At 37.3% G+C, this 22,494-nt stretch carries 17 protein-coding genes and 1 riboswitch; of the genes, 13 read left to right on the plus strand and 4 right to left on the minus strand.

Translation table 11 applies throughout. The features are described from left to right. Positions 1–219: 219 nt before the first annotated feature. From AC27G3_RS13540 to eda, 7 genes are all read left to right on the plus strand, one after another. Positions 220–3,573 (plus strand): TonB-dependent receptor, encoded by a 3,354-nt coding sequence (locus AC27G3_RS13540; RefSeq protein WP_487122388.1) that lies wholly within the window; start codon positions 220–222, stop codon positions 3,571–3,573. A gap of 111 nt (positions 3,574–3,684) precedes the next feature. Continuing rightward, positions 3,685–5,943 carry a chondroitinase-B domain-containing protein gene (locus AC27G3_RS13545; protein ID WP_487122389.1) on the plus strand — a complete coding sequence of 753 codons (2,259 nt, stop codon included), beginning with the start codon at positions 3,685–3,687 and terminating at the stop codon, positions 5,941–5,943. Positions 5,944–5,952: 9 nt separating this feature from the next. After that, positions 5,953–8,223, plus strand: a complete 2,271-nt coding sequence (locus AC27G3_RS13550; RefSeq protein ID WP_487122390.1) for a heparinase II/III domain-containing protein — start codon at positions 5,953–5,955, stop codon at positions 8,221–8,223. Between the two features lie 10 nt (positions 8,224–8,233). Then, a complete protein-coding gene (locus tag AC27G3_RS13555) occupies positions 8,234–8,635 on the plus strand; it encodes a cupin domain-containing protein (protein WP_487122452.1) in 402 nt (133 codons plus the stop codon). After that, entirely contained in the window at positions 8,635–9,933 is a 1,299-nt protein-coding gene (locus tag AC27G3_RS13560) for an MFS transporter (protein ID WP_487122392.1), read from the plus strand. Before AC27G3_RS13555 ends, AC27G3_RS13560 begins: the two co-directional genes overlap by 1 nt. A gap of 50 nt (positions 9,934–9,983) precedes the next feature. Next, positions 9,984–10,940, plus strand: a complete 957-nt coding sequence (locus AC27G3_RS13565) for a sugar kinase (RefSeq protein ID WP_487122394.1) — start codon at positions 9,984–9,986, stop codon at positions 10,938–10,940. Between the two features lie 13 nt (positions 10,941–10,953). Next, positions 10,954–11,568 (plus strand): bifunctional 4-hydroxy-2-oxoglutarate aldolase/2-dehydro-3-deoxy-phosphogluconate aldolase, encoded by a 615-nt coding sequence (gene eda, locus AC27G3_RS13570; RefSeq protein WP_487122396.1) that lies wholly within the window; start codon positions 10,954–10,956, stop codon positions 11,566–11,568. 32 nt (positions 11,569–11,600) lie between these two features. On the opposite strand, the gene AC27G3_RS13575 is transcribed toward eda, so the two are convergent. Continuing rightward, entirely contained in the window at positions 11,601–12,056 is a 456-nt protein-coding gene (locus AC27G3_RS13575; protein WP_487122398.1) for a thioesterase family protein, read from the minus strand. A gap of 145 nt (positions 12,057–12,201) precedes the next feature. Here AC27G3_RS13575 and recQ point away from each other — a divergent pair, with 145 nt between their 5' ends. Then, positions 12,202–14,016, plus strand: coding sequence for a DNA helicase RecQ (gene recQ / locus AC27G3_RS13580; protein ID WP_487122400.1), 1,815 nt, complete (start codon positions 12,202–12,204; stop codon positions 14,014–14,016). A gap of 122 nt (positions 14,017–14,138) precedes the next feature. Here recQ and AC27G3_RS13585 read toward each other — a convergent pair whose 3' ends face one another. Beyond that, entirely contained in the window at positions 14,139–14,438 is a 300-nt protein-coding gene (locus tag AC27G3_RS13585; protein ID WP_487122402.1) for a c-type cytochrome, read from the minus strand. 397 nt (positions 14,439–14,835) lie between these two features. Between AC27G3_RS13585 and AC27G3_RS13590 the strand changes: the two genes are divergently transcribed. After that, the gene (locus AC27G3_RS13590) at positions 14,836–16,107 is read left to right on the plus strand and encodes a GGDEF domain-containing protein (RefSeq protein WP_487122404.1); all 1,272 of its coding nucleotides are present in this window, start codon (positions 14,836–14,838) and stop codon (positions 16,105–16,107) included. Between the two features lie 15 nt (positions 16,108–16,122). Here AC27G3_RS13590 and AC27G3_RS13595 read toward each other — a convergent pair whose 3' ends face one another. Continuing rightward, positions 16,123–17,100 carry a GGDEF domain-containing protein gene (locus AC27G3_RS13595; RefSeq protein ID WP_487122406.1) on the minus strand — a complete coding sequence of 326 codons (978 nt, stop codon included), beginning with the start codon at positions 17,098–17,100 and terminating at the stop codon, positions 16,123–16,125. Positions 17,101–17,320: 220 nt separating this feature from the next. Then, positions 17,321–17,403, minus strand: a riboswitch (cyclic di-GMP riboswitch). Between the two features lie 143 nt (positions 17,404–17,546). On the opposite strand from AC27G3_RS13595, the gene AC27G3_RS13600 reads away from it, so the two are divergent. Together AC27G3_RS13600 and AC27G3_RS13605 are read left to right on the plus strand one after the other, a co-directional pair. After that, positions 17,547–19,442 (plus strand): tetratricopeptide repeat protein, encoded by a 1,896-nt coding sequence (locus AC27G3_RS13600; RefSeq protein WP_487122408.1) that lies wholly within the window; start codon positions 17,547–17,549, stop codon positions 19,440–19,442. Continuing rightward, on the plus strand, positions 19,439–19,930 hold the full coding sequence (locus AC27G3_RS13605; protein WP_487122410.1) for a hypothetical protein: 492 nt from the start codon (positions 19,439–19,441) through the stop codon (positions 19,928–19,930). Before AC27G3_RS13600 ends, AC27G3_RS13605 begins: the two co-directional genes overlap by 4 nt. Positions 19,931–19,949: 19 nt before the next feature. Here the strand turns inward: AC27G3_RS13605 and AC27G3_RS13610 are convergent, their stop codons facing one another. Continuing rightward, a complete protein-coding gene (locus tag AC27G3_RS13610; protein ID WP_487122412.1) occupies positions 19,950–20,210 on the minus strand; it encodes a hypothetical protein in 261 nt (86 codons plus the stop codon). A gap of 160 nt (positions 20,211–20,370) precedes the next feature. Between AC27G3_RS13610 and tesB the strand changes: the two genes are divergently transcribed. Then, on the plus strand, positions 20,371–21,228 hold the full coding sequence (gene tesB / locus AC27G3_RS13615; RefSeq protein ID WP_487122414.1) for an acyl-CoA thioesterase II: 858 nt from the start codon (positions 20,371–20,373) through the stop codon (positions 21,226–21,228). 799 nt (positions 21,229–22,027) lie between these two features. Further along, entirely contained in the window at positions 22,028–22,486 is a 459-nt protein-coding gene (locus AC27G3_RS13620) for a hypothetical protein (protein ID WP_487122416.1), read from the plus strand. Positions 22,487–22,494: the final 8 nt, after the last annotated feature.

Below are 22,494 nucleotides of genomic sequence, written 5' to 3' on the forward strand. Positions count from 1 at the left end.
TTATTTGTGAGTATTTAAAAATTTTGGTATAAACAATTAAGAGGTTTATTTAAAATAATAAAAAATCATTGGTATTACATGTTGTTGGCAGCTCAACTTTAATTGGTAATATAAATTGGTTGACAAAAAGCAGGGTTATTGGTTACATTGAAATGAGCTACAGCATAGTAGTCAGCAAAATTACATAAAACATAATATAAAGAATTTTGGGGAATGACGGTGAAATTGAATAAAATTAGCTCTGCTTTAAGGAAAAACAATATTACAAGTAAAGGTAAAGCGGCACTTGTTACGTCTGCTTTTTTAGCATTATTAACTGTACCTACCTATGCTGCAGAAGATGAAAAATCTACACAAGCCAAAATAACTGCTGTTGAAGTTGACGCACCCTCGAAAGATGGCAGTACATTAGAAGTTAAAAATAAAAATGGTGAAATAGAAGTCATTGAAATTACTGGCATGCGGGGAACGATGACTCGCTCTCTTAGTGAAAAGAAAAATAATTCTGCCATTGTTGATGCCATTGCCGCCGCAGATTTTGGTGATTTACCTGGTTTATCGTTATCTGATGTTATTGAAAATATATCTGGCGCTTCAGGACACCGCTTAAAAGGTAGCCAAAACGAAATATCAATTCGTGGTCTTGGTTCATATTGGGGTTATTCAACCTTTAACGGACGTACCATTACAAATGCTGGTCCAGGCCGTGCGGTTAACTTTAAGAAATTTCCGTCAAGTTTAGTTGATAAAGTGACTATTTATAAGTCTCAACAAGCTAACTTAGTTGAAGGTGGTACATCGGGTACTATTGAAGTGGGCTCATTACGCGCTGTCGATTATGGTAAAAGTAAAACTACTGTCGAAGCGCAAGCAGCTTACAATGATTACTATACAGCTGCTGACAATCAGTCACCTTGGGGCAATAAATTCACCTTGTCGACTGTGCAAAATTTTGAAACCGAATCTTTCGGCGATATGGGCTTTAGCTTAGGTTATGTACAAAGTAATTCAGCAAATCCAGAAGAAAACTACGGTAGTAGTACGACACTAGCGGCTTGTAGTTTTAGAGCTGCAGACGGTTCTTCGTTAACGACAAATAATGGAGATAATGAACGTTGTGGTGATCGTGATTTAAATAAAAGCAATAACAATATGCCAGATAACGACTCTATGGTAAGTCCGGGTCGTTCAGCTGATTTAGTGACTTTAGGTCCTAATGCCGATCCAGATCGATTTGGCGTGAATGGTGCTGATCATTTAGCCAAATTTGACCCTGATTCTATCTTTTTTATCCCAGACGATTCTTATTGGCGTACTGGTCAAGATAAAGATGAACGTCAAAATATTGTAGGTACTTTTCAGTGGGTTCCAAATGATAAGTGGGACATCAACTTAGATTTTGCTACCTCACGTTTAGAATATACAGAAGAACGCATGGAGTTAGCTCAAGAGCGTGCGAAGAATTTAAACCCACAATCATTACTTATCGATGACAATGGAAATTTACTTTATGAAGAGGGTGAAGGAAAGCTAACCCTGCAAGGTGAAAACCGTAACCAAGTGGATGAGTATGATGGCTATGGTATCAATGTAGATTTTGAGCCGAATGATAATTTGGTATTGTCATTCGACGGTTCATATTCAAAATCTTACCGTTATCGTTTACGTCAACGAGCAAAATTCCGTCACGAATCTACTACTGCCTATTCACTAGATTCAAGAGGAACAGTACCTAAGTTATACCTTGGTGATAGTGAGCAAATAGAGAACGCTAACTTCTTCTTAATGCCGGAAAATGGCACCTTAGTTGAAAATCCAAATTATGGCGGCGCAGCATTTGATGTTAGCGACATGGCGAGCTTTATTAATGGTGATGGTGGTGCGTATTTAGAGTACGGCCGCGAAAACGATGAACGCACGGATGATATTTGGGCGGTTCAGTTTGATAGTCAATATACCTTTGACGACTACAGTGTGGTTTCTTCAATTGAAGTGGGTGTGCGCTATTCTCGCGAACATTTATATGACTACTCTGGTATTCAAACGGCCTTTAACGTTGATGATGGATCACGTCGCCCAATTGATGATAACTGGAACTCAGACGATCATGTAGACAGAGATGGCGCAAATAATGATTTTGACAGCCTTTATCCAGCCGAGCATGCACAAGTAACCGCAGCAGCGGCAGCATGTGGCGACAATGGTCACAGCCTTGAAGGCTTTATGGATAATTCTGGTGGTGCGGCAGATGCGAGTAACTTCTTAACCTTTGATTCTGAGTGTTTAATTGGCGCTTATTTAGGTCAGGTTGGCTTTTTAACTCCAGAAGGCAATAACCCTGATGTTGGTTTCTACGATATTGGTGAAAACCCAGATAGAAATAGCGGGCAAGTAGTCGATGTAAGAGAAGACATAACAGCTATTTACGCCATGGCATGGATTGATACTGAGCTTGCTGGTGTACCTGTAACCGGTAATGTAGGTGTACGATATGTAGAAACTGAAACAAGTTCTGAATCTTGGGGCGAACGAGCAGTGTTAACGCAAAGTTTTTCGACAGATGATCCTGCTACGCCAGACGTTGATGAGAGTGGTGTAGAAAATTGGGCCTACTCTTCAGAAACGGGTCAAGTTTATTTAGAAGATGATTATTCAGAAATATTACCGAGCTTAAACTTAACTTTTCATTTAGACGATGAAATACAATTAAGAACAGCTGCTTATCGTTCAATGTCACGCTTTGCGATGAACGCGATGTCTGCAGGGCAAAGTATCACGGATTGTAATTCAGCAGATACCAGCGAAAGTGCTGATTGTGGTAGTTACGACTCTCAACTCGTGTCAGGTTCAGCGCAAGGTAATATGATGAAGCCGTACACGGCTAATAACTTCGATTTGTCTTTAGAGTGGTATCCAAGCCTTGATATGGCAGTAACTTTAGCGGGTTATTGGAAAAACTTTACGGGTGGTACTACACGAGTAATAGAAAATCGTGTACCAACGGTGACTAGTATTCTGGCTGATGGCACCACAACAGTTGGTCCATATTCACAAGAAATCCCGTTCAGTGTTAACCAAGTTTCTGATGAAGAATCCACGATTAAAGGCTTCGAATTTACATTCCAAAAGCATTTCACAGAATTACCAGGGGTATTAAGTGACTTAGGTGTACAAGCGGCTTGGAATCACGCGATATCTGATTTTAACTCTGAAGAACCAGCAAACTGGGGTATTAGCCCAGACGCTAACATTATGGGCTTCTCAAAAAATGTGGCATCAGGCTCAATTTACTGGGAAGGCGATAACTTATCTATGCGCTTAATGTATAAGTATCGTTCACGTTACTTTCAACCGAATAATTTACCGTTTCCACACAAAGGTAATCGTTGGGTAGAAGACAGTGATTATTTAGATGCGGCAATAAAATATAAATTCACTAATAGCGTGTCTGTTTCTTTAAAAGCGCTTAACTTGCTAGAAGAGGCACAAGTAATGACGCGTGGACCAGGTACAGTGTCTGATTACTCGTACTCAGGTCGCAAGTTGTTCTTAGGTGTTAAAGCCAGTTTTTAAACTTAATAGCTAAGTAGGCAAAAGACTTAATAGAGTTCTCTTTTACCCCCAGTGATTGAGAGCTCTATATTTTTACGCATTAAGTGATAAGCATTAATTTTTGAGGTATTTATGTATAAATCTACACTTTCACAAGTGGTTGTAATATCGAGCTTATTGATTATAACTACCTTGTTTTGTCAGCAATCTATGGCAAAGTCATGGTTAGTTGACACTCAACAAGCATATAAAACCGCGCTTGATAAAGTAGTACCCGGTGATGAAATTGTTTTAGCCAACGGTAACTGGGAAAACTTTGAAGTGTTATTTAGTGCAAAAGGCACTAAAGATAAACTCATTACATTACGCGGCGAAACAAAAGGTAAAGTGTTTCTAACGGGGCAATCGAATTTGCATATCGCTGGAGAGTATCTTGTAGTAACTGGCCTTGTATTTACTCAAGGCTATACACCAACAAGTGAAGTTATCTCATTTCGTCAAAATAAAAAAAACTTAGCAAATAATGTACGTGTTACTGAAGTGGTTATTGATGAGTTTAGTAATCCAGACCGTTTTGAATCTGATTATTGGGTAGGCTTGTATGGTAAAAATAATCGTTTTGATCACAGTTATTTAGCAGGCAAGCGTAATAAAGGCGTTACTATGGCAGTGCGTTTAACCGACGAAGCTAGCCGTGAAAATCATCACCGAATTGATAATAACTATTTTGGTCCTCGTCCTGTTTTTGGCTCTAATGGCGGTGAAACACTGCGTATTGGTACCAGCCATTTTTCATTAACAGGCTCGTTAACTGTGGTCGAAAACAACTATTTTGATCGTTGTAATGGTGAAGTGGAAATTATTTCTGTTAAATCGGGCAAAAACCAAATTAGAAATAACGTATTCTTTGAGTCGCGCGGCACCTTAACATTACGCCATGGCAATGGAAATGTTGTTGAGAATAATGTTTTTATTGGTAATGGTGTTGACCACACGGGTGGTATTCGCGTCATTAATCGCGACCAAGTGGTTAGAAATAACTACCTTGAAGGGTTAACAGGTTACCGTTTCGGTAGTGGCTTTACCGTAATGAATGGCGTACCAAACTCGAAAATTAATCGATATCACCAAGTTGTGAATGCAAATATTTATAACAATACCTTTGTTAATGTTGAAAATATTCACTTAGCAGCGGGTAGCGATGCAGAACGCTCTGCAGTTCCTCAAGAGACACGTATTAAAAACAACCTTATTTATAATGAAAATCATGCCGATGCTTTTAGTGTTTTTGACGATATTAGCGGCATATCTTTTGACAATAATTACATTAATAAGGTGAGCTCTCCAAAAATTAGCCAAGGCTTTGTTAACAAGCCAATAACGCTTAAGCGTGCAGAAAATGGCTTACTTTATCCAACGAACATAAAAGGTGTTGGTATTAGCGATAGCTTAAACCCTGTTAAAAAATCTGCAACCGGACCATCGTGGTATAAAAAGCTAGAGCCAGTAGTTGAGTTTTCTTCAGGTAAAACAATTGCAGTATCTCCGGGTGAAAATACTATTTTTGATGCGATAAAAACGGCAAACTCAGGAGATAAACTTTTGTTGGCGGCTGGCCAATATCAAGAAGGGAAAATCGTCAAACTTACCAAAACAATTACCATTGAGTCGGAAGAAAAAGGTGCTGCTATTATTCACTTTGAGCGAGCAACTTTTATCGAAATTGCTAATGGAGGTAGTTTGAAATTATCTGGAATAACAATAAACGGTAGTGAAGCACCTGATTCATCAGGCAATGTATTATTTAGAACAGCAAAGTGGGGAATGTACAAAAACTACCGCTTCGTCGTAGAAGATTCAACATTTGCTGATTTAGATGTTAATCATTCTTTCCATTTCTTTGATGCTGGTAGCCGCAGTTTAGCGACTGACATTACGGTAACTAATAGTGCTTTTAATAATATTACTGGTGATTTATTTCGATTAAATAAAGAAACAGACGATCTCGGTATTTATAACGCATCATACCTGACAATAACTGGTAACGTTATTAACAAGGTAGGCGGTGCTTTAGTGAAGTTGTATCGTGGTGGTAGAGACGAAAGTACATTTGGTCCTCACCTTCTCTTTAGTAAAAATACCGTAACAGACTCAGGAAAAGAAAAGCGTAATAAATCGAAAGCGTTAATTGCTCTTCATGGTGTTCAAGTGACAAACATTGCTGATAACACCATTACCAATAGCGCAGGTATTAGTGTTGAACATACTAATGGTGAGCCAAGAACAGACATTAGCAATAACACATTTAATAAAACACCTGCACCAACTGTTATTGAATTACATGCTAAAGGCCCTCATACGGCGACTTTAAACAATAATAAAGTAAATTAGAGGTAGGAAATGCAAGTATCATATTTAGGTTTATTAAGCACTGCCTTAGCATGTACGTTTCTAACCGCGTGTTCTGGGTCTACAGCAAATGTCAGTCAAGCTACGGTTGAGCAAGTTGCTTCGTCATCTAATAAGGTGATCGCTAAGGCTGAAAATCCACGTTTAGTCATTAATGCCCAAGATGTTAAGGATATGCAGGCAGCGATTAAAATACCTGGCTCATTTCAACGTAAATATTTAACAACAAAAGCAAAAGTTGATGCGCAAATAGCGACGCCAATTATAGTACCAGTACCTGCTGATGGCGGTGGAGGTTACACTCACGAGCAACATAAAGCTAATTATGCTTTCATGTTGAACGCGGGCACGGTATACCAAATTACCCAAGAAGATAAATATGCGCACTATGTCAGAGACATGCTATTAGCTTATGCTGATATGTATCCAACTCTGCCTCTTCACCCTAAACGCAAAACCAACGCACAAAATCCAGGAAAACTTTTTTGGCAAAGCTTAAATGAAGCGGTATGGCTTGTTCATACTATTCAAGCTTACGATTTAATTTTACCTGCGCTTAATCAAACAGAAAAAGATAAAATTGAAACAGGCGTATTGCGCCCTGTGGCAACTTACCTTTCTGTTGAATCTCCTGCCACTTTTAACAAAGTTCATAACCATGGCACATGGTTAACCGCAGGTGTAGGCATGACGGGTTATGTTATTGGTGAGCCAGAATGGGTAGAGCAAGCGCTGTATGGCCTAGATAAGTCAGGCACAGGTGGATTTTTAAGACAATTAGACGAATTGTTTTCTCCACAAGGTTATTACAATGAAGGGCCGTATTATCAACGTTATGCATTAATGCCCTTTATTACTTTTGCTAAAGCAATTGAGCAAAATGAGCCTGAACGTAAAATATTTGAATACCGTGACGGCATTGTTGAAAAAGCGATCGAAACTACGATTCAATTAAGCTACAACAAATTATTCTTTCCGATAAATGATGCAATCAAAAGTAAAGGTATCGACACCATTGAATTAGTTAATGGCGTTACTATCGCTTATGGTTTAACAGGTGATACAGGCTTACTCGATATTGCCAAACAACAAAACCAAGTTATTTTAACCGGCGATGGATTAAAAGTAGCTAATGCCTTAGACAAGCATTTAGAAACACCATATCAATTTAAATCAGTCGCTTTTGGCGATGGTAATGATGGTAAACAGGGCGCGCTTGTTGTTATGCGTCAAAGCGTGGGAGGAGAACAAGCATTACTGTTCAAACCTGCTGCCCAAGGTTTAGGTCATGGTCATTTTGATAAATTAACATGGCAATTTTATGACCGCCAACAAGAAATTGTCTCTGACTACGGTGCTGCTCGATTCTTAAATGTTGAAGCTAAATATGGCGGTCGTTATTTGCCAGAAAACAATAGCTATGCAAAACATACAATCGCCCATAATACGGTGGTGGTAGATCAAACATCACATTTTAATAATAATGTAAAAGTGGGAAATGCGAATCACCCAGATCTACTGTTTTTTGCACAAGACGACAAAGTTAAAATTTCGTCAGCTAAAATAGATACTGCTTACCAAGGTGTTAAGTTAAAGCGCACACTAGCACTCATTCAATTACCTAAATTAGCGCAATCGTTAGTGATTGATGTATTCGATGTCGAGAGTGATAAAGCGCATCAATATGACTTACCTGTGCATTACAAAGGACATTTAATTGATACCAATTTTGAATTAGGTACAAACACCCAAAGCATTTCCGCATTAGGTAAAGCCAATGGTTACCAACACATGTGGTTAAAGGCGAAATCTACGCCAACGGCAGGGCTCGCTAAAGTTACTTGGCTGAATGAAAATGGTCGTTTTTATACTCAAACGTCAATTGTTGATGGCGAATCACAAATGTTATTTACTCAATTAGGCGCTAACGATCCTAACTTTAATTTACGTAACGAAAATGCGTTTATTGCTCGAGTAAACAATAGTAAGAAACATAGTTTTGTCAGTGCTTTTGAACCTCATGGTGAATACAACCCATCGAAAGAATTTACCATCGATGCAACCAGTAAATTGCAATCGTTAGTCCATAAAAAAATTAATGCGGTAGACGTTGTCTCATTCAAATTTGACGATAAAACAAACTATATTTTAGCGTTTAATAGTCAACAAACAGATAGTTCAACTAACAATAAGTTTTCTTATAACGGTAAATCATTTGAATTTACGGGTTATTTTAAACTGTTCGAAATAAATAATAGGTAGTAAGGGGCGTATTATGAGTCAAAGTGCACATTTTTTATCAGGTGACGAAACAGAAATTGAAGATATCGGCGGCGGACTTAAACGCCAAATGTTGGGCTATAACCATGAGTTAATGGCGGTTAAAATTTGGTTTGAAAAAGGGGCAATTGGTTACAATCATGCCCACAGACACTCTCAAGTAACTTATGTGGTAGAAGGCGAATTCCATTTTAATATTGATGGTGTTACTACCATTATGAAAGCTGGCGATAGTTGTTTAATTCCTCCTTATGCTGATCATGGTGCTACTTGTCCATCGGGTGGTATTTTAATTGATACCTTTAGTCCTCCAAGAGAAGACTTTGTACCACCGGGTACATTCGACAATCTTGATCTTGAAAAACTCAATAGCAATCCAGCGGAGAAATCATAATGCAATTAAAAGGATTACGTTGGTGGGTTATTGCGTTAATCGCTCTAGCTACCGTTATTAATTACATTGACCGCTCAGCGCTCAGTGTACTTTGGCCTGACATCGTTGAAGAGTTGTTTCCTGATGAGTCGGTGTTAGAGCGTAAACAAATTTATGCCAACATCTCTATTGTCTTCATTTTATCGTATGCCTTTGGTCAGGCAATTTTTGGTAAAATATTTGATTGGGTAGGAACTCGACTAGGCTTTGTGCTTTCTATTGGTGTTTGGTCACTAGCGACAGCTGCTCATGCATTAGCGCAAGGTGCGTTAAGCTTTAGTATTTTCCGAGCCATTTTAGGTGTAGCAGAAGCAGGTAACTGGCCCGGTGCGGCAAAAAGTAACGCAGACTGGTTCCCGACCAAAGAACGTGCATTAGCTCAGGGTATATTTAACTCTGGTGCGGCTATTGGTGGCATTGTTGCCATTCCTTTAATCGCCTATTTAACGGTTTATTTTAGTTGGCAGATGGTCTTTGTGGTTATTGGTTTAGTTGGTTTGTTATGGCTTATCCCTTGGATCATCTTAGTTAAATCGCCACCGAAGACACACCCTTGGATCACTGAAGAAGAGCGTGAGTATATCTTAACGGGTCAAAGAACTAGTGATTCTGTAGAGATGAGTGACGAAGACGAATACAACCCTTCAACTGGTGAACTATTGTCTCGCAAACAAAGCTGGGGCGTTATCATTGCTTCTGCAGCCATTGATCCTATTTGGTGGTTGTTTGTTTTCTGGATCCCTATTTACCTTAACGAAGTTTATGCAATGGATGTTAAATCTATTGGTATATACGGTTGGGTTCCTTACGTTGGCGCTATGTTTGGTGCATGGTTTGGTGGTTTACTTGCCCAAAATCGTATAAAAGCCGGTTGGAATACTGACAAAACGCGTAAGTTAACTATTACGTTAGGCTGTTTAATTATGCTACCTGCATTATTAGCAATGGCGAATCCAGGTGGACCTACAACTGCTGTAATCATCATGGCCGTTATCTTATTTGGCTTTCAAACAGCTATTGGTAATGTTCAAACACTACCAAGTGATTTGTATGGCAAAAAAGCAGTAGGGACATTATCAGGCTTTGCAGGTATGGCAGCTAAGTTAGGTGCATTAGGACTGACAGCACTAGTACCTATTTTAACTGCTGACGGTAATTACACGCCAGCGTTTGTTATTGGTGCCTCTTTAGCGGTTATTGCGATGGCAGCAGTTTGGTTACTTATTCCAAAAATTGAACCATTAAAAAGCACTAAGTAACACAATATACAAATTAGTGTATTTTAAATAAAGTTAATAAGGTTTTGTAAATGAAAAACATTTTTCTATTCGGCGAGTGCATGGTTGAGTTAATGACGGTATCAAAAACACCGTCATCTAATACGATGAAGCAGTCTTTTGCCGGTGATGTTTTTAATACCGCTGTTTATCTAAAACGCACGTTCACTGATGTGAATGTGCATTTAGTAACCGCTGTAGGTAAAGACCAATTTAGCCTAGATATGATCCAATATTTTCAACATGAAAATATTGGCTCTAATTTTGTGTTTCAATCTGAGACAAAAATCCCTGGCTTATACTCTATTCAACTTGATGACCAAGGAGAGCGCAGCTTTACTTATTGGCGTGAAAATTCAGCAGCACGTCAAGTAATGCAACACATCGATGAAGAAGCCATTCGCCAATTATCAACAGGGGATATGTTTTTCTTTTCTGGCATTTCGTTAGCGGTACTATCACCAGAAACGAGAGCAGAGTTCTGGCAGTTAATTGATAAGTTAAGTGCGGCAGGTGTTCAAATTGTGTTTGATCCCAATTATCGCCCTCGTATGTGGAGAACGCCTCAAGAAGCACAAGAACAATTTGAATTAGCATTAAAAAAATCAGATGTCGCTTTACCCGGCGTAGATGACTTTGAGCAATTATTTGGTATGAGTACAGTTGAAGATGTAAACAACTACTGCACACCTTTTGGCGTAAAAGAGCTAATTATTAAAAATGGTGAACAAGGTATATTGGTCGTTGTTGATGGTCAAAGCTCTGAATTTGCGATTACGCCTATTGAACATGTTGTTGATACAACATCTGCGGGCGACTCATTTAATGGCGTTTACCTAGGGGCGCGCACTGAAGGATATTCAGTTAACGACGCAATTACTTTAGCATCAAAAGCCGCCGGCTTTGTTATTCAACACAGAGGGGCTATTGCTCCTGCAGATGAGTTTACTGCTTTTATAAATTCTCAGCTCGCCTCTATTTCAAAGTAACTAAGGAGTACTCATGAAATCATTTTCCGCGCTAATGGGGAAACAAACACTTTTACCTATCATTCAAGCTGATACCGTAGAAGAAGGATTAGAAATTGGTAAAGCTATGGCTGCTGCAGGTATTGGACTAGTCGAAGTGGTATTAAGAACAGAAGTTTCAATCGATGTTATTCGTGCTTTGAAAGATGCATTACCACATTTGAAGGTAGGTGCAGGCACTATTTTAAATGCCGATATTTATCAAAAGGCAATTGAAGCCGGCAGCGACTTTATTATTACGCCAACGATATCGGCGAGCTTATTAAATATTCTGTCGAAAAGCCCTGTGCCAGTATTGCCAGGTGTTTCAAACGCGTCTGATATTTTATTAGCCGTTGAGCATGGTTATACCGAGTTGAAATTGTTCCCTGCTTCACTTTCAGGTGGCGCGCCTTTTATTTCAGCGATGTCTTCTATTTTTAAAGAAATAGTATTTTGTCCAACAGGTGGTGTTAATGAAAGTAATCAACAAGACTACCTTAAACTAGGGAATGTTTTTGCGGTAGGTGGGACTTGGGTAGCTAAACCCGAATGGGTTAAAAACCAAGAGTGGTCTGCTATTACTCATGCGTGTAAAGCGGCAAACTAGCTAATTTTAGAATTGAAATGGGATAAACATAGCTATCCCACCATATAAGTGCCGGTTCCAAAGGCAATATGATCGCCTAGCTCGTTGTGTAATTCCATGCGAGCAACGGCGACTTTATTACCACCTCTTATAATTTTAGCGGTCGCAACAAAGGCCTCTCCTCTACCAGGGCGTAAAAAATCAGTCCGTAAATCAATGGTTCCTAGTTTTCTCAGGCTTTGTTGAATTGTCTCTGAAGAAAGATCGTCTAATTGCTCAATAATATGAGCAGCAGCAACTACTCCTCCAGCAAGATCGAGTGCAGAAGCGGTTACACCACCGTGTAGAATTTTCTGTACAGGGTTTCCAATAAGTTTATCTTGCCAAACAAAGCGAATTTCCGATTGTTCACTGTTAAATTGAGTTATCTTAAGGCCAAGTAGCTGATTAAATGGCATGTTTAGTGTCCAAAGTTCAGCTATTTGTTGATAAATTAGTTCTTTATTCATAAAGTAATGACCATCTGGTCGGATGACTGTGTTTGTTAGGTTACCTCAGTTTTATTAATAAATCGATAAAATTAAAGACGAACAAATTGCATGCCTTAATCAGCATGAGGTAAACTAGCCTTCCTGATATTATCTAAGTGATTTTTTGTTGAACCTCCCTAATACCACCACTAATGAACAAGCACTCCACGACAGCTTGCAACATCACTTTGGTTATCAAACATTTCGAAGTGGGCAATTAGCCATTATTCAGCAATTGCTACAAGGCAGAGACAGTTTAGTTTTAATGCCTACAGGTGGTGGAAAATCAATGTGTTTTCAATTGCCGGCTACTTTATTGCCTGGAGTAACCATAGTTGTTTCTCCGTTAATTGCCTTGATGAAAGATCAAGTGGATAGTTTAACTCGTCAGGGAATCTCGGCAGCATTTATCAACTCAACTTTAGATGGTGCTGAAATTAATCAAGTGTTTCAGCGTTTGGAAAACAGAGAGTTAAAATTGTTGTATGTAGCGCCAGAACGCTTAAGCAATCATTACTTTTTACAACAACTGTCGATGATTCATATTAGTTTATTTGCCATCGATGAAGCGCATTGTATTTCTCAATGGGGCCATGATTTTAGACCGGCTTATACAAAGTTACAGTGCATTAAACAAAACTTTCCCTATGTACCTTTAATGGCGCTCACAGCAACGGCTGATGTGACAACGCGAAAAGATATTTTAACGCAACTTCAACTTAATGATCCGTATATTCACCTAGATAGTTTCGACAGGCCTAATATACGATTGACCTTGGCAAGTAAATATAATGGTGAGCAGCAAATTTATGGCTACTTGAAGAAAAAAAGAGAAGATAGCGGTATTATTTATTGTAATAGCCGTTGGCAAGTTGAAAAACTCAGTAAGTTTTTGGCCTCCAAAGGGATTAATTGCTCCGCGTACCACGCAGGCATGGAACTAGAAATAAGAAATACGGTACAGGAAGGTTTTGCCAAAGATAATATTCAAGTTATTGTTGCAACTGTTGCCTTTGGGTTAGGGATTAACAAGCCAAATGTACGATTTGTTATTCATTATGATCCACCGAAAACTTTAGAGTCTTATTACCAAGAAATTGGTCGCGCAGGACGAGATGGTTTGGCAGCAGAAGCACTATTTCTTCACGATGAAAAAGATATTGTTCGAATTAAGAAACGGATCAGTGAAGGAGAAAACGAACACAGAGTAAATGTTGAGCTTCAGCGGTTTGGCGCAATGACAGGCTTTGTTGACTCTCAAACCTGCCGACGTCAGGTGGTACTAAATTATTTTGCTGAATACACCGAACAAGGCTGTGGTAATTGTGATATTTGTTTAGACCCACCTAGCCTATTCGATGGCACGCAAGAAGCACAAAAGGTGCTCTCTTGTATATTTCGTATTAATCAACAAGGTGATATTGGTTATGTCATTGAAGTCTTAAGAGGTGTTGTTACGCCAACTATTAAGAAAAATTCGCATGATAAAGTGTCAACCTTTGGTATTGGTCAAAATAAAACAGCAGGTTATTGGTTTTCTATTATTGGCCAGCTTATTCACTTAGGTTACTTGCAGCAAAATATTGAACTGCAATCAGTTTTGGTTTTAACTGAAGCGGCACGTAGTGTATTAAAGGCGACAGAGCCATTGATGCTAGCAAGCCCGAGATTACAAAAAGCCAGTTATTGGCAAAATGCTAAACCAAGCAAAGGTTACGATCGGGAGTTATTTACCAAGCTGCGTTCATTACGTAAAGAAATTGCTGATGCGGAAGATATTGCACCTTATATTGTCTTTAATGACGCAACACTTTCTGAACTAGCTCGGGTAAAACCTAAATCAACGTCAGAGCTTTTAACCATTAATGGTATTGGTGATACTAAGTTATTGCGTTATGGACAACCTTTTTTGCAACTTATTCAACAACACCTTACTTAAGTCGTATTGCAGGTAGTTAGCATTGCCTTTATTGTAGATATAAAAAAACGCTCCAAGAGCGTTTTTTGTGCTTAAAATAAAGCTATTTATAGGTTACAACCGATAACGTTATCGTTTATAAACTATTTTAAGCTAGCAAAATAAGCAGAAATGTTAGCAACATCTTCATCGCTTAATGCCATAGCCATTGGCGCCATAACAGGATCTTTACGTGCACCAGACTTAAAGTCTTTTAATTGCTTAGCAAGGTAAGCTTCTTTTTGACCAGCAAGGTTTGGGTACATTGGAATAGCAGAAATACCAGCTGCGCCATGACACGCTGCACACATGCCAGCTTTTGCTTTACCAGCAGCTGCATCGCCAGCAAAAACAGGAGAAGACATCAGGACGGTTGTTGCGAGAGCAATAGTTAATTTCTTCATAGTTATTATATCTCTTTGGATGATTAAAATTTATTCTGTAATTATATCTAAAAATTTTAGGTTGTCTTTGCTTTTTTTGACACTATTTGTTTTCCATCAAAGTTAACCCGTTAACTTCACTAAATAACATACCATTTGTCGAATTAATAAACAGCAAAAAATAGCAATAATCCATTATATTTGACAATTTTGATGAATTAAATGTACCAAAATTTTACATTTCTAGTTTACAGGCTATACTAGTTCGAGTTTGTCTGTTTATTGTTCTATGTAAGCGAAAGGAATGAATATAAGTACAGAACCGATAATAAATAATATTAACTCTCAGGATTAACCTTCGTAATAATACCTACCCTCTGAGTAAAGTTAATGTTCACCTGTAAAAGTAAACGAAGTTATGAAACTGCATTATAGATTAATCATTTTTCCAATGTTAATTGTGATTGGCGCGTTTGCGCTTAATTTCACTGTGGTTGAATACCAATTAAACAAAGTATTACCCCAGCCTTTTATTAGCTATTTAAATAATGCCCCCGAGTTACGCCAGTATTTATTGCTAGTAGCTTTGTTAACATTGCTGCTGATTGCGTTGTTTTCTTGGCTAACTATTCGGCTAATGAGAAACGAAATACAAAAAGAAAAAAACATTCAAGAACAGTTGTTAGTTAGTCACACAAAAGAACTTACCTTAATCCAAACTATGAGCACTATGCTTAACAGTGTTGATGGTTTTGATGATGCTGCACGGGTATTGCGTACTATTATTCCTCGGTTGCTTCCCTCTCTTAGTGGGGCTGTTTTTTTGATAAAAGAAGACGAAACATTAAAAGAGTTAGCGCATTGGGGGTCAGAATGGACCAACGAAATAGCCACTATTTCGACTCAGTGTTGGCAAGATAAACATGTAAATATTATCAACGACGCTAATGTTGAGAAGTTTAACGTATGCTCGTCAGAGCAATGTGCGATTAATCAACATGCTATGAATGTTAATTTAGTTGATGAAAAGGGCATAATTGGCACCATACATTTTATTAGGCAAGAGCAAGTCATAAGTGAAGAGCTTAGATTAGTGATCACCAACTTAGCGGAACAAATTAGCTTTGCTTTTTCTAATTTACGTTTAAAGGATGAATTGAGAAACCAAGCGATTAGAGATCCGTTAACTAATTTATATAACAGAAGATTTATGATGGAAGCCTTTGAACCTGCACTTCATCGAGCAGAACGCCATGAAAATCATCTTGCGGTGTTGATGATTGATTTAGATCACTTCAAACTATTTAATGATAAATTTGGTCATGAGGTGGGTGATTTTGTATTAAAAAGTATTGCAGAAAAACTTAATGATAACTTACGCTTAGAGGATATCGCCTGTCGATATGGTGGTGAAGAGTTTATTGTTATTTGCCCTGACTCAAATTTACGCGATACCTTTGTTTTAGCAGAAAAGTTAATTGCTTGTATTAATGAGCTTAATTTAAGCTATAAAGGACAAAATTTAGGAAAGATAACGCTTTCAATCGGTGCGTCAATATTTCCTAACCATGCATTATCAACACAACAATTAATTATTCAGGCTGATAAAGCTTTGTATGCGGCAAAAAGTCGAGGTAGAAACTGTGCGGTGATGGCACAAGCCAGTACACGTTATTATCAAAATATATAGTACAGACTAAATGCTTTATGTTTTAGGTAAAATTGATGCTTTTGCTTTATCAATACATTGCTCTATTGGTTCATTTAATTGTCCGGCGCTAACACCTAAAGAAATAGCCAGTTTGGGTAAACGCACACCAGTTTGAACACTGACAAATCGAAGCTTTTGTACGCCAATATTAATCTTATCAGCTATTTCGGTCGCATTGCTTTCGTCCATTTCGGGCAATAAAATAAGAAATTCATCTCCTCCCGTTCTTACAGGAATGCCACTACTTTTTACATAACTACTTATTTTATTAGCTATTTTTGATAAAATAACATCGCCTAATAAATCGCCGAAACGTTGACTAAAGTCTGATAACTGATCCACATTAATAATAATAACTGCAATTCTTTTATTTGGATCTTGGCTTTGCCATTGTTCGATATGTTGAGATATTGCTTTGCGATTATACAAGCCGGTAACTGGGTCTAAATCAATCTCTTTTCGGATCTCTTTTAGTTCTTGGCGTAAACTTTCACTTTGTTGGTGTGATTGGACTAATTGCAATTGGAGCTTATTTTGTGTGTCAGCAAAGGCAGAAGAAGCTGAACAAATGGCCTGAATTTCACTATGAACAATAGGATCCTGTACGGATTCAAGATTCGCAATACTATTTTCGAGTTGCTGGATAAAGTCTTTGGTCGCCGCACAAGAGGTTGAGCTATTTTTTAGTAAATTTCTGAGAACATTATCTAACTCGACAATCATACTTTCGCGAAATTTACTTTGTCCTAACACATGCGCTTTATAAACTTCTTCTATAAAAAAGTTATCAATGGTTTTCTTGTCATTAATTTGGTTGTGAATACTTGATGATAACGCGGGATTTTTTTGACTGTTATATTCATAACATACAGCATAATTGATTGGTGTTGCAGCGAGTTGCCATTGGGTTAATTGCTCAATAGTTAAAGCCATTATTTGATTGGCTTGTTTTATAGAGTCATGGTACTTCAATGAGTTGCCTTAATAATCAAATAAAAGGAGTAAACATCTTCTAGTAAATTTATAAAAACATCTAGTATTAAATACGAAACTTACTGGATTTTAAAGAAGAATATAAGTTATTTTATTAAAGGTTTTTTGATGAGTTCTAAGAAAGAGAAGGGAAGGCACGCAAAGCATACACGGAATGAAAGCAACTGAAAAAAATAGACAAGCCCCCACTATATCTAAATTTGGCAGTCCCGCTATCATAGGTTTCCCTTTAGACCGGTAACTTTGCGTCTCTGACTTTAATCAGATTTGCCCTTGTCGAGCTTTAGAAGCTCATGCGTAGTATAAGACAACAAATAAAAATTAACACTATAAATTTTTATTTTATTCGTTCTAACAGAAAATAAATAAATACGGTACAATTTTAAATTCAATTCAGCCAAGTGCTTATAGGTGTTTTTTTCGTGATGAAATTAAGGATATTAATGCTGCTTGTTTTAGGTAACTTACAAGCATTAAGTGCTTTTGCGGCGGAAGATATCGCAATTTCACTCTCGGTTGAAAAACATACTCAAAAAGTGGAAGACCTTTTTAAGTTAAATAAAAACGCGTTAATTGCCGATGATATTATTACTCTATCAAGCGATATCATAAAAAATCGAGAGTTATACACAAAAAACACTCTGGCTAAAATATTTATATTATTAGCCGATGTCGCTGAAAATCAAAACGATGTTGATCGTGCATTTCAATTTGCAATGGATGGTTTAACACTTTCTATCAATAAATTGCCATTAAAGCTCAACTTATTACTTAAAGTGGCTTCAGGTTATTATGCCAAAGGGCGATATTATAAAGTTTTAGAAGTTGCGAACGAAGCGATTTTAATTTCTAAACGCACGGCTAATACTCGTTATTTATCGCTCGCTTTAGCTTATCGCTCAATGGCGTATGCGTTAGTTTATCGATACTCTGAAGCACTTATTGATCTTCAAGAAGTGGAAAGTATCATAGAAAAAAACCAAACATTCTCTGAAAATATTGAGTTATTAGAAATCATTTCTACCGCACATCATTATTTGGGCGACTTTCAAACAGCGCTGACCATTAATCAAAAGATTTTAAAATTAACCTACGATGCCAATTTAAGTAGTGAGCTCGATCGTACTTACTTTAATATAGCGCGTGCCTATCATAGGTTAGGTCAGTTAGATGATGCCTACAATGCTTACTGGGAAACTAAAAAGTATGCTAAAAATAAAGCGTCTAATGTGAGTCTTGCTTATGCTGAGCTTGGTTTAGGTGAAATTCTTTATCAGCAAAAAAACTATCAAGATTCAAATAAAGCACTTGTTCAAGCTGAACAAATTTTTAAAAAGAATGGCTTAAATAAACCTTATTTAAGTACATTAATCGCGTTGGCTAAAACGAGTGAAGCCAATAACGATCTTGAGTTTTCTCATCAATTGTTACTAAAAGCCGAAACACTTATGGACAGTATTGAGTTGACCAGTGAACAAGTAGAATTGTATTTACTGCTTTCTGCGATGCATCAATCAAAGGGTGAGTACGCAGAAGCTTTACAACTTCTCAATCGATATATTGCTATTAATAACGAGTTTGTTGATAACAAATTATCTAATGTATTGTTAAAAAATAGCAACTTACCAGAGCAAGATAAAAGCCGACAGTTAGTGATAAAGCTTGCGGAAAAAAGTGAGTTGTCGGCAATTTTTTCTAAAAAATTTCAAAAACAAAGCTACATTATTCTATTTTTAATTGTGTTATTGGTTGCACTAATATTATTTATCGCTATTTATGCCTTCAGAGAAAGATCTAAACGCATTAACCTTGCTTATGAAGAGATAGAAAAACCAAGTTACTTTTTAGCGAGTCCGATAGAAACTAAGCAAATATACCAATGTGCTTACAAGCAAGCGAGAAAGTATAGCTACCCTATTTCTATTGGTTATATCGCTATTGATAACTGGAAGGAACTTACTTTTAAGTTTAATAAAAAAATAACAACAGAGGTTAGTAAAACGATTGCCACGCTAATTAATGAGCATATTGGTGAATTTGACTCAGCAGGTTTAATTAATGACGGTGAATATTTACTGCTATACCCACATCAAACTAGCCATCAGGTTGAAAAACGATTTGACCAACTAAAAGAAGCATTGAAAGTAAGATTTTTTGCCAATTTAGGAGATTTTTCAGTTAATATAAGCTTCACACTAGATACGCCAAGTGTGCAAGATATCGACCCTTATATATTTTTATCTCGATTAAGCGAAACCGCAGCACCAGTAGATTCTGGCTTCGAATATAACAGCAGCAATAAAGTTGGACTCTCAAAATGATTTTCGTTTTATCCGTTATGGCTATTTTTATAGCCATTAGTATTTACTTTTTTTTTCGTGCTGAAAAATTGCAGCGCGAGGTTACTTTAGCAAAGCGAGAAGGTAAAGCTGCACGCAAAGAGAATAAAATGCTGCTCGACTCAATGGCATTAATTGCCAATCGTTATGAAGAGTTTTCCAGAAATCGTCTTCAAGAATTAAAAAAGCATGTAGGCGATGATGATGAAACGTTGAACCAAATTACGCCATTGATTAATAATTACGCGACTATTTTTGCAGAATGTTTACGAGGAAAAGAACGATTAAAACCTATTACTCAAAAATGTTATCAATTAAGCGACGCTAATGCTTTTAAAGAGTTTAATCAATTTCTGAGTAAAAGGGATGGGCAAATAAAGCGCATGTGGTCTAGCAATAACTTAAACGGTTATATTTCATTAGTTGAAGCTTTGCTAAACCATAGTGAGACAAAATCGGGTAAGAAATAAGTAATATTAACTAACTTATTTAGCAAAGACGAACGGTGATGGCGGGTGATGTATCAATATCACCGTTGCTTAAAATAGTTGCTCGGTTATTATCACAAAATAACACCGCTAAACTGTTGATATGGTTAGCACCTCTTACAAATTCTAATCCATAGCCAAACTGCGTTAAGCTACTGGCCGCAAATTTCTGTGCTAATGTTAATTGATCCCAGTAATTAGGGGATTCAGTTGATTTAAAACGACGCTCTATCAATAACTCATTTGTTGGAAATCCTTCCATGATAACCCTCGACACTTCATAAGTTTTTAGTGTGTTGACAATATATTAAGCTGATTGAAAATTCAACAAATTAAACACGTTAACGCAAAGTTATCCTCTCTTAATTTTGTTAGACTCTGTTATAATTAACGCGGCCAAAAATTGAAGGAGTAAATTCAGTATGACTCAAGTGTTAAATGACCTTTCAGCCCTACTTAAACTCGAGACTATAGAGCAAGGTATTTATCGAGGTCAAAGTCAAGATTTAGGACTGCCAGCCTTGTTTGGTGGGCAAGTAATGGGGCAAGCGTTATCTGCAGCTCAAGAAACCATCGATAAAAGCCGAAGTGTACATTCATTACACTCCTATTTTTTACGCCCAGGTGACGCCAAAAAACCTGTCGTGTACGAGGTTGAAAATATTCGTGACGGAAAAAGTTTTAGTACGCGAAGAATTCAAGCGATTCAAAATGGTAAAGCAATATTCTACATGACCGCTTCATTTCAAACGCCAGAAGAAGGCTTTGATCATCAAAGTGAAATGCCTGATGTTGCAGGTCCTGACGGTATTCCCTCTTATAGTGATTTTATTAAGGCTCATCAAGCTTATTTACCTAGTAGCGTACGAGATATTTATCTTGCTGAAAAACCAGTAGAAATAAGACCTGTGGAGCAATATAACTGGATGGATCCTAAAGAGATGCCGGCAACCAGTAATATGTGGATTAAAGCTAACGGGACATTACCTGATGATTTGCGCATTCATACTTATATGCTGGCTTACACATCAGATTTTCACTTTTTACCTACTTCATTGATGCCTCACGGTGTTAGCCATTGGCAGCGCAATTTTCAGATAGCCACAATCGATCATGCCATGTGGTTTCATCGCCCGTTTCGTTTTGATGATTGGTTGTTATATTCCACTGAAAGCCCATCGGCAAGCAGTGGCCGTGGGCTTGTTCGTGGACAGATTTTTAATCGTCAAGGACAGCTAGTTGCATCGACCATGCAAGAAGGCGTTATTCGACAACGTTAACAAGCTTAATTTAAAGGCATAAATAAAGCTCTATTTATGCCAATCATAACCTGTAGGATGTTGGAAAATTCGTAAATCGAAATGTGGCGCTATGGCAAATAGGTGATCAAAAATATCTGCTTGTATCGCCTCATAATTGACCCTTAGGATTTGAGAGTTACTGTTGAGTGTGTATGGTGTGTAGTCATAAAGAGCAATACAAAAAACTAACTATAACAAACTTTTTTGGGACGTTTAATGGTTTGGCATTAATCTTTTGTACATTAAAAGTAATAATATTAAATAAGCGGCATAATGCTTATTTAATTTAAGGGTGATATATTTCTTGTTTAGCGCTGCTAATAAATAATAAACATATTTACTCAGTTTGTTTTGTAAACAGTTAGCCGTTTCGCGGTTGCTTTGCAACAGTTGTCAAAATACTTCATTAAATATTGGTTTAGCAGACGCTAAATCATTTCATTTGATAGCTTTCTGCTATCCAAAAATTTCACTATATTCCCTTCAATAGATGATTCTCAGTTACTCTAAATAACCACACATATACAACCCCATTTACTTCGTAATAAATTTCTATTTATCTTAACTTATGCTTTATATTTATTGTTACTTGGTAACAGCAAGTAATTAACTATAACTGTTGTGAAATTACCTAAGAGTTAAATATGACCAGTAAACGTAATCACCTCGCAAGTGATCTGCATATGTATTTTTAACATAAACAAATAATATGTTGCGTAAATATTTCTTGCATGCTATAAAAATATTTCATGGATAATTTAATAAAAGGAGCTTATTCTTGAAGTACAGACATATCTTTTATTTACTGGCAATTCACTTGTCAATCTCAGTTCCCGCAAAAGCCAAAGAAAGCTTACCATTCGACTTTGCCGTTGGTTACGGCTCTCTAACCAGTGGATTCGGTGTAAATCTATCTTTAGAAAGTGAACGTGGCTTTGGTTTTGTTTCCTTAGGATGCCAATATCTTAATAGTAGTGACATTGTAGATATTTGTGGTGGTGGGATAGGCTACCAGATCGCACCTTTTAAATCAGCCTTAGAACACTCAATCGGTATTAGTTATGGAAATATAGGTAAAGGGAGGAGTGGTGATACCGAATACGGCATATCAGCTAATTATACATACTATTTTAATGAAATTAATAATAGTGGGCTTTGGGTTGGGGCAGGATACCAAATTGGTCCTAGCAATGATGATCTAGATGAGTACTTTTTTAATATTGGTTATAATTTTTAATATGGATG

Source organism: Colwellia sp. SU-HH01217 (assembly GCF_057543495.1).